At 55.8% G+C, this 15,546-nt stretch carries 12 protein-coding genes; 11 read left to right on the top strand and 1 reads right to left on the bottom strand.

Annotated elements, in window-relative coordinates; genetic code table 11:
• The first annotated feature begins 146 nt into the window (after positions 1–146).
• The 8 genes from secD (at position 147) to AC3WQH_RS08240 (ending at position 9,818) form a co-directional block, all read left to right on the top strand.
• A complete protein-coding gene (gene secD / locus AC3WQH_RS08275; RefSeq protein WP_005832436.1) occupies positions 147–1,385 on the top strand; it encodes a protein translocase subunit SecD in 1,239 nt (412 codons plus the stop codon).
• Entirely contained in the window at positions 1,375–2,289 is a 915-nt protein-coding gene (gene secF / locus AC3WQH_RS08270) for a protein translocase subunit SecF (protein ID WP_005832437.1), read from the top strand. The genes secD and secF overlap by 11 nt, the downstream gene beginning before the upstream one ends.
• 105 nt (positions 2,290–2,394) lie before the next feature.
• Positions 2,395–3,303: a cation diffusion facilitator family transporter gene (locus AC3WQH_RS08265; protein ID WP_007782353.1), complete on the top strand. Its 909-nt coding sequence runs from the start codon at positions 2,395–2,397 to the stop codon at positions 3,301–3,303.
• A 73-nt stretch (positions 3,304–3,376) separates the two neighbouring features.
• Positions 3,377–5,731: a single-stranded-DNA-specific exonuclease RecJ gene (gene recJ / locus AC3WQH_RS08260; RefSeq protein ID WP_310669930.1), complete on the top strand. Its 2,355-nt coding sequence runs from the start codon at positions 3,377–3,379 to the stop codon at positions 5,729–5,731.
• A 12-nt stretch (positions 5,732–5,743) separates the two neighbouring features.
• Positions 5,744–6,256, top strand: coding sequence for an adenine phosphoribosyltransferase (locus AC3WQH_RS08255; RefSeq protein ID WP_005832442.1), 513 nt, complete (start codon positions 5,744–5,746; stop codon positions 6,254–6,256).
• Positions 6,257–6,545: 289 nt separating this feature from the next.
• Positions 6,546–8,717: a RelA/SpoT family protein gene (locus tag AC3WQH_RS08250; protein ID WP_221843239.1), complete on the top strand. Its 2,172-nt coding sequence runs from the start codon at positions 6,546–6,548 to the stop codon at positions 8,715–8,717.
• An 84-nt stretch (positions 8,718–8,801) separates the two neighbouring features.
• Positions 8,802–9,239: a D-aminoacyl-tRNA deacylase gene (dtd, locus tag AC3WQH_RS08245; RefSeq protein ID WP_005832446.1), complete on the top strand. Its 438-nt coding sequence runs from the start codon at positions 8,802–8,804 to the stop codon at positions 9,237–9,239.
• A gap of 27 nt (positions 9,240–9,266) precedes the next feature.
• Positions 9,267–9,818 carry a short-chain dehydrogenase gene (locus AC3WQH_RS08240; RefSeq protein WP_026558420.1) on the top strand — a complete coding sequence of 184 codons (552 nt, stop codon included), beginning with the start codon at positions 9,267–9,269 and terminating at the stop codon, positions 9,816–9,818.
• An 86-nt stretch (positions 9,819–9,904) separates the two neighbouring features.
• Here the strand turns inward: AC3WQH_RS08240 and AC3WQH_RS08235 are convergent, their stop codons facing one another.
• Complete coding sequence (locus AC3WQH_RS08235; protein WP_242507378.1) at positions 9,905–11,785, bottom strand: N-acetylmuramoyl-L-alanine amidase family protein; 1,881 nt, start codon at positions 11,783–11,785, stop codon at positions 9,905–9,907.
• A 198-nt stretch (positions 11,786–11,983) separates the two neighbouring features.
• Here AC3WQH_RS08235 and AC3WQH_RS08230 point away from each other — a divergent pair, with 198 nt between their 5' ends.
• The 3 genes from AC3WQH_RS08230 (at position 11,984) to hisS (ending at position 15,534) form a co-directional block, all read left to right on the top strand.
• Entirely contained in the window at positions 11,984–12,154 is a 171-nt protein-coding gene (locus AC3WQH_RS08230) for a hypothetical protein (protein ID WP_005832458.1), read from the top strand.
• A 94-nt stretch (positions 12,155–12,248) separates the two neighbouring features.
• On the top strand, positions 12,249–13,772 hold the full coding sequence (locus tag AC3WQH_RS08225) for a coproporphyrinogen III oxidase (protein WP_309479576.1): 1,524 nt from the start codon (positions 12,249–12,251) through the stop codon (positions 13,770–13,772).
• 481 nt (positions 13,773–14,253) lie between these two features.
• Positions 14,254–15,534, top strand: a complete 1,281-nt coding sequence (gene hisS, locus AC3WQH_RS08220; RefSeq protein ID WP_007782338.1) for a histidine--tRNA ligase — start codon at positions 14,254–14,256, stop codon at positions 15,532–15,534.
• Positions 15,535–15,546: the final 12 nt, after the last annotated feature.

Here is a 15,546-nt window from a genome sequence, read left to right as displayed (position 1 = left end):
GCATGCTCATTGTAGATAAGGGGTTGGTTACCATGGTTCGCTCTTCCAGCAATAATTGACACGTTTTTTCATACTTCGCTATAATGGGCATATTGGTTTCTCGCCTTGGCGCGGGACCCTGTTTATGAAAGAGGGGTATCACAACGATGATAAAATGGGGAAGATTTCTCCTGTTCCTGGTTGTTGTCGGCCTTTTGGCGACACTTGTGTCAACTACGACCAAACAGGTGGCAGGAAACATCACTCTCGGTCTGGACCTGCAGGGCGGGTTTGAGATTTTGTACGAGGTTGAGCCTCTTGAGGCTGGACACAAGGTTGATATCGAGCTGTTGAAATCAACCGCACACATGATTGAGAAACGGATTAACATCGGTGGCGTGGCAGAGCCTGTGATCTCTACCGAGCTGCCAAACCGGATTCGCGTGCAAATCGCTTCGCAATCCGCCGATCAGGACAAGCTGCGCGAGCTGATCGGCAAACCGGCTGTACTGACGTTCCGCGACGAGTCGGGCAAGATCATCCTGCAAGGTAGCGACCTGGCGCCAAACGGGGCAGCGGTCGGCTACGATGACTTGAGACGCCCGTTGGTAACCTTGAAATTTTCCGACGCGAAAAAAGTAGAGGAAGTTACCCGCGCGAACCTGTACAAGCGCATGGCGATTTATTTGGATGAAAACATGCAAACAAATCCTACCATTCAAGCTGTGATTACAAACGGAAGCGCTCAAATCACAGGAGACTATACCCAAGAGACTGCACAGGAACTGGCTGACCTGCTCAATTCCGGTGCGATGCCTGCGAAGCTGACAGAGAAGCAAGTGACATCGGTAGGGGCTTCCCTCGGTGCGCTGGCTCTGGAGAAAACGCTCTATGCCGGCTACATCGGGGCTGCCTTGATCTTCGTGTTCATGCTGCTCGTCTACCGCATGCCAGGGATGATTGCCAATATTACGCTGGCCGGGTTTACTTATTTTTGTATGGTCGTACTCGACTGGATGGATGCTACCCTGACGCTGCCTGGTATCGCCGGTTTTATTTTGGCAGTAGGGATGGCGGTCGATGCGAACATCATTACGTATGAGCGTATCCAAGAAGAAATTCGCTCGGGCAAAACGATTTTGTCGGCATTCCGTGCCGGTGAGCGCCGTTCCTTGATTACGATTATCGACGCGCACGTGACGACGTTGATTGCGACAGGCGTGTTGTTCTACTTCGGGACAAGCTCCGTGCAAGGTTTTGCTGTCGTACTGGCAATGACAATCATCGTGAGTGTGATTACCAACGTGTTTGGGTCTCGCTTCCTCCTCTGGCTGGTGGTCCGTTCCAACATGTTTAAAAAGCCGTTCTGGTTCGGGGTAAAGGAGAGTGAGATCGGTGAGCTTTGATCGTGAACACACTGTCGTTCGATTTGACATCGTAAAGAATCGCCGGAAGTTTTTCATTTTCTCTTCCGCGATTATCGTCATCGGTTTTTTGTTTATGCTGTTCCAGGGGCTGCACCTTGGCGTTGACTTCAAGGCGGGGACCCGTCTGGACATTTACGTAGGAAAAGAGTTCAACCCGACTGACGTCGAAGCGGTGTTGAAGCAGGAGATTCCGGACGTATCCTTTTCCAAGGTGACGCCGTACGGAACGAATCAGGCGTACACCCGCTTCGATCAAACGATTTCCTCTGACACACTGATGAAGGTAGAAGAGGCGTTGAAGAAAAAATTCGGCGATCAGGTAACGAAGCAAGTATCGTCCGTTGACCCGAGTATCGCCCAGGAAATGGTGAAAAAGGCAGCGATTGCGGTAGCGATTGCCTCGCTCGGGATCGTCGTTTACATCGCGATTCGCTTCCAGTTGCTGTTCGGGATTGCCTGCGTCGTCGGGCTTTTGCATGACGTGATTATCCCGATCGCGCTGTTCTCCGTGTTCGATCTGGAGGTAGACATTACCTTCATCGCCGCGCTGTTGACGATTCTCGGTTACTCGATCAACGACAAGATCGTTATTTTTGACCGTATCCGGGAGAACTTGCGCACCATGAAGTCCAAAACGATTCCGGATTTGGAGCATCTGGTGAACGTGTCTCTCTGGCAAACGATGCGCCGTTCCGTCTACACCGTAGCGACCGTGTTCTTTACCGCTCTTGCTATCGCGGTACTCGGCAGCGAAAGCATTCGCAACTTCTCGCTGGCGCTTTTGTTCGGTCTGGTGAGCGGTACGTACTCCTCGATCTTTATTGCTGCTCAAGTTTGGGTAAACTTGAAGGAGCGGAATATGAGAAAGAAAAAAGAAGCGTAATCCATTTGCTTCAACAAAAGCTTTCGCAACGTAGACCGCAGGGATTTTTCCCTGCGGTTTTCTACTCTTACACAAAAAAGCGTGCGGATGGAGGAGGAGATAGCGATGGGTGATGATCGGCTGGCAAAAGCCCAGTTTGGCGCGTGGGTAGGCATTGTGGGCAATCTCGCGCTGGCAGGAGTGAAGCTCGCGATCGGGCTTGCGGCAAAATCGCAGGCGCTGATCGCAGACTCCGTCCACTCGGCGTCCGATGTCGTCGGATCGGTGGCTGTTCTGATCGGTCTGCGAGCGGCAGAGCGTCCGCCTGACGCCGATCATCCGTATGGACACGGGAAAGCGGAGTCGATCGCAGCGATTATCGTCTCGGTGTTGCTGGCGATTGTCGGCTTTGAAATTGCGATGTCGTCGCTCAAGGCGTTTTTCGCTCCGCTGGAAGCTCCCGGCTTGCTGGCTGTCTGGGCCGCCATCGGCTCGATGATCGTCAAGGAGTGGATGTTCCGCTACAAGTACAAGCTCGGCAAAAAGCTGAACAGCCAGTCGCTGATTGCCAACGCCTGGGAGCATCGCTCGGACGTCTATTCGTCTTTTGCGGCGCTGGTGGGAATCGGCGGCGCGATTGCCGGGGAGTGGCTGGGAGTAGCGTGGATGCTGTACCTGGACCCGGCTGCCGGCATTTTCGTTTCTGCCCTCGTGCTGAAGATGGCGTACAGCATCATGATAGAATCCATTCACAGCACGCTCGACCACGTTTTGCACGAAGAGGATACGCAAAAGCTGCGCCAGGCGATCGAACAGGTCGAAGGCGTGCTGCGGATTGATTCGTTGCGAGCGAGAGAGCACGGGCACTACCAGATTGTCGATGTAAAAATCAGCGTAGACCCGTCGATTACCGTGCTTGCGGGGCATCAAATCAGCAAGCGTGTCAAGCATACGTTGCTGGAAACATTCGCAGAAGTCCGCGACGTTTTTGTCCATGTCAACCCATACGATCCCGCTCCCCGGCAAAAACCGTAAAAACGCCATGTTTTATGCAGTTGTCAGTCTCCCGCTCCATCCTCTATAATGAATGAGGATTGGAGGAGAGCCTATGCTGAAAGCGAAAACACGCTGGAAACTGGCCACCTACGATGAACAGATTGCGGCCAGTATAGCTGAGGAGTGCCAGCTAACTCCGCTCGTGTCCAAGCTGCTGGTGATTCGCGGCATCGACACAGCGCAGAAGGCCCGTGATTTTTTGCAAGCTGGCCCGGAATTGTTTCATGACCCTTTTTTGCTGGATGGAATGGAACAGAGCGTGCATCGCATTCAACAAGCCATAGAGGGGCAAGAGCCGATCTGCATTTACGGCGACTATGACGCGGACGGGGTCAGTTCCACATCGTTAATGGTACATCTGCTGCGCCAACTCGGCGCTGTTTTTGACTACTACATTCCCAACCGTTTTACCGAAGGGTATGGGTTACATAAAGACGCCTTGGCGCATCTGCATAAAAGCGGTTACAAGCTGATTATTACCGTCGACACAGGAATCAGTGCAGTAGAGCAGGTAGCGTATGCCACACAGTTAGGTCTTGACGTCATTGTAACCGACCACCACGAACCTCCGGCTGTCATCCCGGAGGCATTTGCTGTGATTAACCCGAAAAAGCCGGGCTGTACGTACCCGTTTGACATGCTCGCGGGAGTCGGGGTCGCCTTCAAGCTGGGGCATGCCTTGCTGAAGGAGCCTCCTTTGCACTTGGCCGACCTGGCTGCACTCGGGACGATCGCCGACTTGGTGCCATTGGTCGATGAAAACCGGATTCTCGCCAGGGTAGGACTGAAGCGGCTGAACCAGACGCGCAATATCGGCTTGCAGGCGCTCATCCGCGTGTGCGGGCTGGCTGACAGCGAGCTATCGGCAGGCCATGTCGGATTTGCCCTCGGACCGCGGCTGAATGCGAGCGGACGGCTGGAGACGGCAGAGTCCGCCGTCAAGCTGCTGACGACCGAGGATCAGGCCGAAGCCGAGCAGTGTGCGCAAGCTTTGGACGACCTGAATCGCGAGCGCCAGGAACTGGTGGCGGCGATGACGGAAGAAGCCGTACAGATGGTGAGAGAGCTGTACCCACCGGAAGAAAACAACGTCCTCGTGCTGGCCAAGGAAGGCTGGAACGTCGGCGTCGTGGGAATTGTGGCGTCTCGGCTGGTCGAGCTGTTTTACCGTCCGACCATCGTGCTCGGCATCGACCCGGAAAAAGGCACGGCCAAAGGCTCGGCGCGAAGCATTGCCGGCTTTGACATGTACGAAGGGCTGACCGCGTGCAAGGAATGGCTCCCGCATTTTGGCGGACATACCATGGCGGCAGGGATGACCTTGCCTGTGGAAAATCTCGACCTGCTGCGCAACAGGCTGAACGAACTGGCAGGCCAGTGGCTGACGAAAGAAGACTTTATCCCGCTGACCAAGGTCGATGTGGCGATGAGCATGGAAGAGATCAGCCTGGAGGCAGCGGAGCAGTTGGAGCGGCTAGCTCCGTACGGAATGGGCAACCCGACTCCGCTCGTCATGCTGGAGGAAGTGGAAACCCAGGGAATGCGCACGATTGGGCGCGACGACAATCATTTGAAATGCACACTCGTCAGGTCAGGCCAAGCGTTGGATGCCATCGGCTTCAACTGGGCGCACGTGACGAAAAAGGTGACCCCGAAAGCGCGCTTTCAGGTGCTGGGCGAGCTGTCGGTCAATGAATGGAACGGCAACCGCAAGCCACAGTTGACCATTCGCGATTTGTCGGTCAATCACCAGCAAGTTTTTGATTGGCGGGGAAGTCGTGATAAAGTAGAAAAATGGAAGCAGCTTGCAGCGGAGTCAGAAACGGTGACGATCGTATTTCGCACGGAAAGCTACGAGCAGTTGGCGCAGAAGACGGCAGAAGCGCAGTTGTCGTCGCTGCTGTTGCTCGGGCCATCCGCAAAGCTCGAACACGAAGGGCCGAAGCAGACGATCATCCTCTACGATCTACCCAAGCGCCGGGCGGATTTGCATGCGATCAGTGCCATGCTGCAACAGGCCGAGCGCATCTACTGCCTGTTCGGCGACCCGGATTTGGGGATGGAGCGGCTTTCCTGTCCGAGCCGGGAGCACTTCAAGCAATTGTACCAGTTTTTTGTGCAGGTGCCAGTTGTCAAGCGCATTCATCTCGACGCGCTGGCCCGCAAGCTGCAATGGAAAAGGAACTTGCTGGACGGGATGCTCGCCATTTTTGTCGAGCTGCAGTTTGTCAGCGAGGACGCAGAACAGTACCGCTTGCAGCAGACGGTAGAGAAAAGGCCGCTGGAAAGCTCGGTTATTTATTCGGAGTGGAAGGAAGAGGCACAGCTTGCCACGGATTTGCTGCTTTCTTCTTCGGAATCATTGATTCAAACGTTTCAACAGTTGGTGACACCTGTCACCGTATAGGAGGAATTTTTCATGGATTACAAACAATACATTCGCGTCATTCCGGACTTCCCGCAACCGGGGATTCGTTTCAAAGATATCACCACGCTGCTGAAAGACGGCTCCGCCTACCGCGCTGCGATTCAGGATCTCGCTGAATTCGCCCGCGAAGTGCAGGCAGACGTCATCGCAGGTCCGGAAGCACGCGGGTTTGTTGTGGGGGCTCCTCTGTCTTACGAGCTCGGAATCGGCTTTGTGCCGATCCGCAAATCCGGCAAGCTGCCTTACGAGTCGATCAAAGCGGACTACGACCTTGAGTACGGCAAAGACGCGCTCGCGGTACACGTAGATGCGGTTACGCCTGGGCAACGCGTTCTGATTGCAGACGACCTGTTGGCAACCGGGGGAACGATCGAAACGACGATCAACCTGATTGAACAGTTAGGCGGAAAAGTGGTAGGCGCTGCTTTCTTCATCGAGCTGTCCTACCTGGAAGGCCGCAAAAAAATCGGCGACGTGCCGATCAAATCTTTGGTGCAATATTAATTGAACCATCAACGAAAAACGGGCTATATGCCCGTTTTTTTCTTTTTTCCGCGCCCTGTTCATACTTTACAGGGGAAACAGCTTTACAATACGAACGACATAAAAGATAATAGTATGAAATAGACATGACGTTTTTTTTCATCCAGACAAACGATCGATTATTCGAGCCTGCTTCTACGCAACAACTTCAACCTTTAAAGGCTTTTTTTTATCCGCAACGAAGCCTTCGCCTGTGACATAAGGCTTGGCAAAGCCAAGTTTTCCAATGAGAGGATAAGGGAAGGGAACTATGATTACCGGCATTGATGAGGTAGTAAAAAAAGCAAGCACCTATTTATCACAATCGGATCTGGACCTGATTACTCGCGCCTATCAGTTGGCTGAAAAAGCCCATGAGGGGCAGATCAGAAAATCAGGCGTTCCGTACATCATGCACCCGATTGCCGTGGCAGGGATTCTCGCAAACCTGCACATGGACGCCGTGACGATTGCGGCCGGGTTTTTGCATGATGTGGTGGAAGACACCGACGTTACGCTTGACGATCTCCGGGAACAGTTCGGGCCTGATGTGGCTCTGCTGGTAGATGGGGTAACCAAGCTGGAAAAAATCAAATACAAGTCCAAGGAAGAGCAGCTTGCCGAAAATCACCGCAAGATGCTGGTCGCCATGGCCCAGGACATCCGTGTCATCATGATTAAGCTGGCAGACCGGCTGCACAACATGCGGACGCTGCGGCACATGTCCGAAGAAAAGCAGCGGGAAATTTCCGATGAAACGCTGGAAATTTTCGCGCCGCTTGCCCATCGCCTGGGGATTGCCTCCGTCAAATGGGAGCTGGAGGACACGGCGCTGCGCTATTTGAATCCGCAGCAGTATTACCGGATCGTCAACCTGATGCAAAAAAAGCGGGTGGAGCGAGAGGCTTACCTGAATGAAGCGTCGGACACGATCAGGGAGAAGCTGGGCGAGCTGAATATCGAGGCGGAAATATCGGGGCGTCCCAAGCACATATACAGCATCTTTAAAAAGATGACCAAGCAAAACAAGCAGTTCAACGAAATTTACGATCTGCTGGCGCTGCGCATTATCGTGAACGACATTCGCGATTGCTACGCGGTATTGGGAATCGTCCACACTTTGTGGAAGCCGATGCCTGGCCGCTTCAAGGACTACATCGCGATGCCCAAGACGAACATGTATCAATCGCTGCACACGACGGTGATCGGGCCAAAAGGCGAGCCGCTGGAAGTGCAAATTCGCACATGGGATATGCATCAGACGGCAGAAATCGGGATCGCGGCGCACTGGGCGTACAAGGAAGGCAAAAGTGTCGTGCAAGGCTCGTTTGCCGAGAAGCTGGGCAGCTTGCGCGAGATCATCGAAGGCGGCTCCGAGGAAGCGCCCAACGCCCAGGAGTTCATGGAAAGTCTCAAGCAGGACTTGTTCTCGGATACGGTCTTTGTCTTCACGCCAAAAGGCGATGTCGTGGAGCTGCCAAAAGGCTCCGTGCCGCTCGACTTTTCCTATCGCATTCACTCGGCGGTTGGAAACCGGACGATTGGGGCGAAAGTAAACGGCAAGATTGTCCCGCTCGACTACGCCATGAAAACGGGCGATATCGTCGAGATTCTCACCTCCAAGCATTCGTACGGGCCGAGCCAGGACTGGCTGAAAATGGCCAAGTCCGCCCATGCGCGCAACAAGATCAAGCAGTGGTTCAAAAAAGAAAAGCGGGAAGAAAACGTCGCCAAAGGCCAGCAAATGGTGGAAGCCGAGATCAAGTCGCGCAACTTCGACGTCAAGGAAGCGATGACGGAGACGAACCTGAAGGAAGCGGCGGCGCGCTTTAATTTTCAGGGGGCCGAGGACATGTTTGCGGCAGTCGGCTACGGCGGCATTACCGCCTCGCAGATTGCCACAAGGCTGCTTGACAAGCTCCGCCGCGAGCGGGAAGAGCAAAATCTGGTCATCCCGGAAATCAAGCAAAATCCGGCCCACCGTGCGCAAAAGAGCGAATCCGGCGTCAAGGTGCGCGGCGTAGACAACCTGCTGGTGCGCATCTCGCGCTGTTGCACGCCGGTTCCAGGCGACCAGATCATCGGCTTTATTACCCGGGGACGCGGGGTGTCTGTGCACAGGAAGGACTGTCCGAACGTGCTGGCAGACGAGTGCTCGGAGCGTTTGATCGACGTCGAATGGGACACGGACCAGAAGCACAACTTCAACGTGGAAATCGAGATCACGGGCAACGACCGCAGCGGCCTTTTGAACGACGTGCTGCAAGTCGTAGCCGAGACGAAGACGAATATTGCCGCGGTCAGCGGCAAAGCAGATAAAAATCGGGTGGCGACGATTCATATGACCATCTCGATCAGCAATGTGGATCATCTCTTGAAGGTTGTGGAACGAATCAAGCGCATTAAAGATATTTATTCGGTTCGCCGCATTTTGAGCACCTGATCCTTCGTGGATCGGGTGTTCTTGTTTGGCGGCGAGCGGCTGCGATCAGCAGGGCAAGACGCGAAACGAAAGGAATGGTTCGACGTGAGAGTAGTTGTGCAGAGAACGAAGGAAGCGAGTGTGACCGTTGCCGGCGAGGTGGTCGGGCAAATCGAGCACGGGCTGCTGTTGCTGGTAGGCATCACCCATGAGGACAGCGAAAAAGAGGTGGAGTTCGTCGCGGACAAAATCGCCCATTTGCGCATTTTCGAAGACGAAGAAGGCAAAATGAACGTTTCCGTGCTGGAGACGGGCGGGCAGATTTTGTCCGTGTCCCAGTTTACGCTGTACGGGGACTGTCGCAAGGGAAGGCGGCCAAACTTCATGGCGGCGGCTCGCCCGGAGCAGGCAGAACCGCTGTACGAGCTGTTCAATGCCAAGCTGCGGGAAAAAGGTCTGGTCGTGGAGACGGGGCGCTTTGGCGCGATGATGGACGTGCGTCTGCAGAACGACGGGCCTGTCACCTTGATTGTGGAAGCGTAACACAGAAACGACGTGGGGGGCGGGCAAATGGCGCGGGAAGCATTGGTAATCGGAGCGAGCGGGATGCTGGCAGAGGTGGCGCGCTGGCTCGCAAAAGAAGGCTGGCAAGTAACGGTGGTGGGACGAGATCGCCAAAAGCTCGAACAGGTAAGAAACGGGGCTTTGAACCCTGGCTCTGTTCATCTGCTCGCGCTCGATTACGGGCAGACGGAGACGCTGCGCGCCGCCATGGCAGAGCTGGTGGCGAGCCGAGGGCCGATGGAGCTGGTCGTGGCCTGGATTCATCAAACGGCGCCAGATGCGCTTGCGACCGTATTGGCAGAGCTGTCCCGCCCCAAGCAGCCGTTTCGGCTGTACCACGTCTGCGGCAGTCGCGCCTGGAAAAATCCTCCGGCTGTCCATGTGCCGACGACGTGCGCGTACCAGCGTGTCATTCTCGGCTTCGTGTGCGAAGGGGAAGATGCGCGCTGGCTGACCAACGCGGAAATTGCCAATGGCGTCATCCGGGCAATCGGGGAAAAAGCAGCGCAGACGATCGTCGGCCAGGTCGAGCCGTGGGAGAGGCGCCCAACCTACTGAACAAGCGAACAGGTGCAAGATCCAAACAAAAAACGGCTGCCGAGGCAACCGTTTTTTTGTTTGCGCGAAGGGCGACTCCCCAAAGATCAACCGCCCTGCGGGTGCAACGAGTTGAAATATTGGACAATCCCTTTGAACAGGCCCTCTGCCGCCAGATCCTGCTGCTTCTCCGAGCGGACGCGAATCTCGTCGTTGTAGTTGGAGAGGAACCCGATCTCGGCCAGGATGGAGGGAACGGAATTTTCCCGCAGGACGAAGTAGTCGCCGAAGCGGGACTGCAAGTCTTTGTAGTTCGTCGCCTTCACCAGCTCGTTTTGCACCAGCGAAGCGAGCTTGCTGGAATTGCCTTGATGGTAGAAAAACACGATGGAGCCGTTGGTCGCCGTGTTTGGATGCGTATTGTGGTGAATGCTGACAAAAATGTCGGCTTTGTTCTGCACGGCCACGTCCACGCGCTGCTGCAAGGTGAGTTTGCGGTCGTCCGCCCGCGTCATGATGACTTTGGCTCCGGCCGCTTCCAGCTTGTTGCGCAGGAGCAAGGAGACTTGCAGGTTGACGGTTTTCTCCAGGGTGGAAAAGCTGGAGCCGGTCGCGCCGTTGTCGTTTCCGCCGTGTCCGGGGTCGACGACGATCAGTTTTCCGGCGAGCGCCTGGCTGCGAATGACAGCAGGCGCTCCGCTCGCCGCTACGAGCCAGCCGGCCACATAGCCTGTCGTGCCATCGCTGAGCGTGACTTTGAACCAGTCGCCCTCTCTGTTTTCGATGCTGTATTTCTCGCCTGTCTGTACTTGCCGCAGCACGCTATGTTCGGTGCCGGGACCGGAGCGGACATTCGTATTGGCATTGATGATCGTGACGTATGGGCCGCTTGGCGTAGGCGTGTTTGCTCCCGAGACGGTGACGAGCCAGCCTGCTACCCAGCCCGTTTTTCCGGCAGAAGTTTGCACGCGGTACCAATCGCCTTGCTTTTCCAGCACCTTCAGCTTGCTGCCGATGGGCAGCGTGGCGAGAATCGCGCTGGACGTATTGGACTCGCTGCGCAAATTCAGCCCGTCTGTTTGCACCGTCGCTGTCTGCTCAGCGGGTGTGGCAGGCGTGCTCGGCTGAGCGGGCGTGCTCGTATTGCCTGCACCACCTGTATCTGTGCTTGGCGCCGTGGTGGTGTCTTGGGCAGGTGCGTTGCTGTTCGTGGAAATCCAGGCGTTCACCCCGTCGTAGGGGAACTGAATCCAGCCGTTTTGCTGCGTCAGCACGGTAATCGTCTCGCCCGCGTGCAGTTGTCCGATCGCCGGCGTGCTCGCATCCGGTGTAGGGTACACATAAGGGGCGAACTCCAGCGTCAGGCTGGCCCCCTGAACGGCGGACGGCTTCGGTATGACAGCGCCTCCGGCAGTGCTCGGCGGATTGCCGCCTGCCTGTCCGGTTGGCGGCGTTCCGGCTGTTCCAGCGCCTGGCGTGGAGCCTGTCGAGGCAGACGAGCTGTCTTTGACGAGCCAGGCGGCTACCCAGCCTGTTTTGCCGCCGCTGAGCTGAATCATGATCCAATCGCCGTTTTTTTGCACGATCGGGTAGCGCGTCCCGGGGTTGATCGTCTGGATGACCGGATGAGTCTGGCTGGGACCGGAGCGCACGTTGAGGTTGGTCGTCGTGCTCTCGACAGTCTTTGCCGCAGCGGGCGCGGGCTGCTGCTGTGCCGAGACGAGCCAGTTGGCTACCCAGCCGCTTTGCCCATTGGGCAGCTTGACCTGCACCCAGTCGTTTTTGGTGGAGATGACAGGCAGCACCGTCTTGTTCGGCAGTGTGGTGACGACGGCGTCCTGAAGGCTCGGGCCGGAGCGGACATTGAGCTTGTCCACGGTGACCTGAACAGAACCGGCAGCCCAGGCTGACGAAACGGGGAGGGAGATGGCGCAGACGATAGTCAGTAGCGACCTCACGATTTTTTGACGTACAGACACGGTAGACATCCTTTCCCAATAATTGAAATGCTAGAGTCGTCAAGGGACGTTTCTTTCATGTTTTTGCCAACACAATCACTTCGCGCCTGCTTCGGCTTTTTCCTGCAAGAAGCGACAAAGCTTTGCAAGTCCTTCCGCCGACTGCAATGTCTCGCAATAGGCCATACTAGGACAAAAGAGCACTATTGCACGCAGGAGGAGTAGATTGTGAGGCAGTCCAACAAGGAAACATTTGCGCAAGGCTTGAATCGACAATTTTTTTCCGTCGACTTTCATGACGATTTGGCCAAAGAATCGTCACGGCCAAATGTAGAAATGTCCCAAGATTTTTTTGTCGGCATGCGCGACCTGCAGCAGCCGCGTCAAAAAAGGAAGTAATCGCCTGAAGTGCCGCTCCTTGCTTTTGTTGACCGGGGGGAACTCCGTCAGCTATGATGAGGAGTGGCATTTTAAAAAAGCAGGTGAACGAACGATGATTCAAATAAAGTGCGAGGGACACGCCTTTGAGCGCGAACTCTCCTTGATTCTCGCCTTGTTTTACGAAGACCCCGCGCTCGCCTTCGTCTCTTCGTGGGAAGGCGACGCCGATATGCGAATAAAGCTGGCACTTGCTGTACAGGAAGAGGGAGTTGTAGCTTCGGGCGAGCTTTTCGCCGGAAACAGGCAACTCGCCCATCAAGTCAAGCGCAATTACGTCTCGCGCGATGAAAAAGCGATGCGCAAAACGGCCAAGCAGGCGCTCTGCTACGCCCTGTTGCTGATGCTGGAAGAATATACCGGGATCGAGCAAGGCTGGGGCATCCTCACAGGCATTCGCCCGACCAAGCTGCTGCACCAGTTGAACGTGGCAGGTGTCGGACGCGAGGAAGCGCACCGGAAGCTCCAGCAGGATGTGATTTTGCGCCCGTACAAGCTGAAGCTCTTGCAAGCGATCGTCGACAAGCAGCTTCAGGTGGTACCCGACCTGTACCAGATCGACCGCGAGCTGTCCGTGTACATCGGCATTCCTTTCTGTCCGACGAAATGCGCGTACTGTACGTTTCCTGCCTATGCGATTCGCAGCCATACGGCTTCGGTCAATCCGTTCCTCGAAGGGCTGCACTACGAGATCGAGAAAATGGGCGAGTGGCTGACGAAAAACGACCAGCGCATCACCTCCATCTACTTTGGGGGCGGCACGCCGACGAGCATTACGGCAGAGGACATGAACCAGTTGTTTGAGACGATGCACCGCAGCTTTCCGCATATGGACGGGGTGCGCGAGCTGACCGTCGAAGCGGGCAGGCCGGATACGATTACCGCCGAAAAGCTCAGCGTGATGAAGCGCTGGGAGGTGGACCGGATCAGCATCAATCCCCAGTCGTTCACGCAAGAGACGCTCCGCGCGATCGGCCGCCACCACACCGTCGAGGAGACGATTGAAAAGTACCATCTCGCTATGGAAATGGGCCTGACCAATATCAACATGGACCTGATTATCGGGCTGCCCAACGAGGGCGTGGCCGAGCTTGTGTACAGCCTCGAACAAGTGGAGAAGCTGATGCCGGCCTCGCTGACCGTGCATACCTTGTCGTTTAAACGAGCTTCCGAGATGACCCAGAACAAGGAGCGCTACAAGGTAGCCAGCCGCGACGAGATCAGCAGGATGATGGAGATGGCTTCCGCCTGGACAGCCGCGAACGGCTACGATCCGTATTATCTGTATCGCCAAAAAAACATTTTGGGTAACCTAGAGAATGTCGGCTATGCCAAGCCCGGTCAGGAAAGCATCTACAACATCATGATTATGGAAGAGGTGCAGACGATTCTCGGCCTTGGCTGCGGCGCCGTCTCCAAGCTGATGGCGCCGGGCAGCGGCAAGCTGAAGCGGTTTCCGAATCCGAAAGACCCGAAGACGTACAACGACACGTACAAGACGCTGGTGGACAACAAGCTGCGCGACCTTGACGAAATTTACGCCGGGGCGACAGGTAGAGAAAAAGAGGCGCACGCATAGGGCGTCTTGCCGCATAGCGTAGTAAAAAAAGTTTTATGGGGCGCCTGTTGACGCCCGCTGACTGGTTTGCTATGATTCACATTAAGCTTTTTGATACAACGATCTGATGACGGGAACAAGTATCCAATGAAACGGATAACCAGAGAGGAAGCGCCGTGGCTGAGAGTGCTTTCGTATCACGACTTGGTGAATGACATCCCCGAAGACCGCAGTGAACGGGCGAGGCATCGGCCTCGACTCCTCAGTAACTGGCAGGCGTCCGCCGGCGTTAACGGCTAATAAGTGGGATAGCCTTTTTACATAAGGCTGTTCAAACAGGGTGGCACCACGGGAGTATAACCAGTCTCTCGTCCCTGACATGTGGCGAATTGCTGAATGTCAGGAGGCGAGGGACTTTTTTATTTGTCAGCGAAAAAAGTTGTCTCATCCTGGAGGTTTGGCGTAGCCCGAGTTTTTCAAAAGACATGGAGGTTCGAGAGGAATGACGAGAATCCAGATTCCCCGCGGTACGCAGGATATTATGCCAGGTACCGTAGAGCTGTGGCACTACGTAGAAGCAAAAGCCCGCGAGCTGTGCCGCCGCTTTAACTACGCGGAGATTCGCACGCCGCTGTTCGAGAGCACGGAGCTGTTTCAGCGGGGCGTAGGCGAGACTACGGACATCGTGGAAAAAGAAATGTACAGCGTGGCCAACCCGCGCAGCAACGATGCGCTCACGCTGCGTCCGGAAGGGACGGCGGGCGTCGTTCGCTCCTACGTGGAAAACAAGCTGTACGGTTCGCCAAATCAGCCGACCAAGCTGTACTACCTGGGGCCGATGTTCCGGCACGAGCGTCCGCAGGCAGGGCGCTACCGCCAATTCGTGCAATTCGGGGCCGAAGCGATCGGTTCGAGCGATCCGGCGATTGACGCCGAGGTGATCGGGCTTGCCATTCGTCTGTACCAGGAGCTGGGACTGACAGGGCTGTCCGTCGAGCTGAACAGCGTCGGGACGGTAGAAGACCGGGCGCGCCACCGCGAGCATCTGCTGGCGCATCTGAACGGCGTGCGCTCCGAGCTGTGCGAGGATTGCCAATCCCGGATTGACCGCAATCCGCTGCGCGTGCTCGACTGCAAAAACGAAAAGTGCAAAACATTGACCAAAGACGCTCCATCCATTCTGGATTACTTGAGCGAAGAGTCGGCGGCTCACTTCGAAGCCGTGAAAGACTACCTGACTGCGCTCGACATTCCGTACCATGTCAACCCGCGTCTGGTTCGCGGACTGGACTACTACACACTGACCGCTTTTGAAATCAAGATGGCGGAAATCGGCGCGGTGGAAACGCTTTGCGGCGGCGGACGCTACAACGGTCTGGTCGCGGAGCTGGGCGGCGACGACATGCCGGGAATCGGCTTCGCGCTGAGTATCGAGCGCTTGCTGCTGGCCCTGGAAAAGCAGGGCGTGCAGTTGCCGATTACCGGCGGGATCGACTGCTTCGTCGTCGTGCAGACGCCGGAAGCGAAAAAAGGCGCGTTTATTCTCGTCGACCAACTGCGTCAGGCGGGCGTGGCCGCTGAGCTGGACTATCTCGACCGGAAAATGAAGGCGCAGCTCAAGCAAGCGGATCGGCTGTCTGCCCGTTTCACCGCGATCATCGGAGAGTCCGAGCTGGCAAACGGCACGGTTGTCCTGAAGGAAATGGCAACAGGCGAGCAGCAGGAGATCAAGCAGGACGAATTTATCTCTGTCCTGGCGGCAAAAGTACAACAAGCAAACTAACAAAACCAACAA

Source organism: Brevibacillus sp. FW301-21C12A (genome assembly GCF_058788915.1).
The sequence above is the reverse complement of the archived record's forward strand: the minus strand, read 5'-3'. Positions and strand labels throughout refer to the sequence as shown.

Bases quoted from the DNA above. Each gene is read 5' to 3' on its own strand.
- AC3WQH_RS08255 (WP_005832442.1), top strand. From the start codon at position 5,744: ATGGATTACAAACAATACATTCGCGTCATTCCGGACTTCCCGCAACCG.
- secD (WP_005832436.1), top strand. From the start codon at position 147: ATGATAAAATGGGGAAGATTTCTCCTGTTCCTGGTTGTTGTCGGCCTT.
- AC3WQH_RS08265 (WP_007782353.1), top strand. From the start codon at position 2,395: ATGGGTGATGATCGGCTGGCAAAAGCCCAGTTTGGCGCGTGGGTAGGC.
- recJ (WP_310669930.1), top strand. From the start codon at position 3,377: ATGCTGAAAGCGAAAACACGCTGGAAACTGGCCACCTACGATGAACAG.
- AC3WQH_RS08235 (WP_242507378.1), bottom strand. From the start codon at position 11,785: ATGTCTACCGTGTCTGTACGTCAAAAAATCGTGAGGTCGCTACTGACT.
- AC3WQH_RS08240 (WP_026558420.1), top strand. From the start codon at position 9,267: ATGGCGCGGGAAGCATTGGTAATCGGAGCGAGCGGGATGCTGGCAGAG.
- AC3WQH_RS08225 (WP_309479576.1), top strand. From the start codon at position 12,249: ATGATTCAAATAAAGTGCGAGGGACACGCCTTTGAGCGCGAACTCTCC.
- AC3WQH_RS08250 (WP_221843239.1), top strand. From the start codon at position 6,546: ATGATTACCGGCATTGATGAGGTAGTAAAAAAAGCAAGCACCTATTTA.
- hisS (WP_007782338.1), top strand. From the start codon at position 14,254: ATGACGAGAATCCAGATTCCCCGCGGTACGCAGGATATTATGCCAGGT.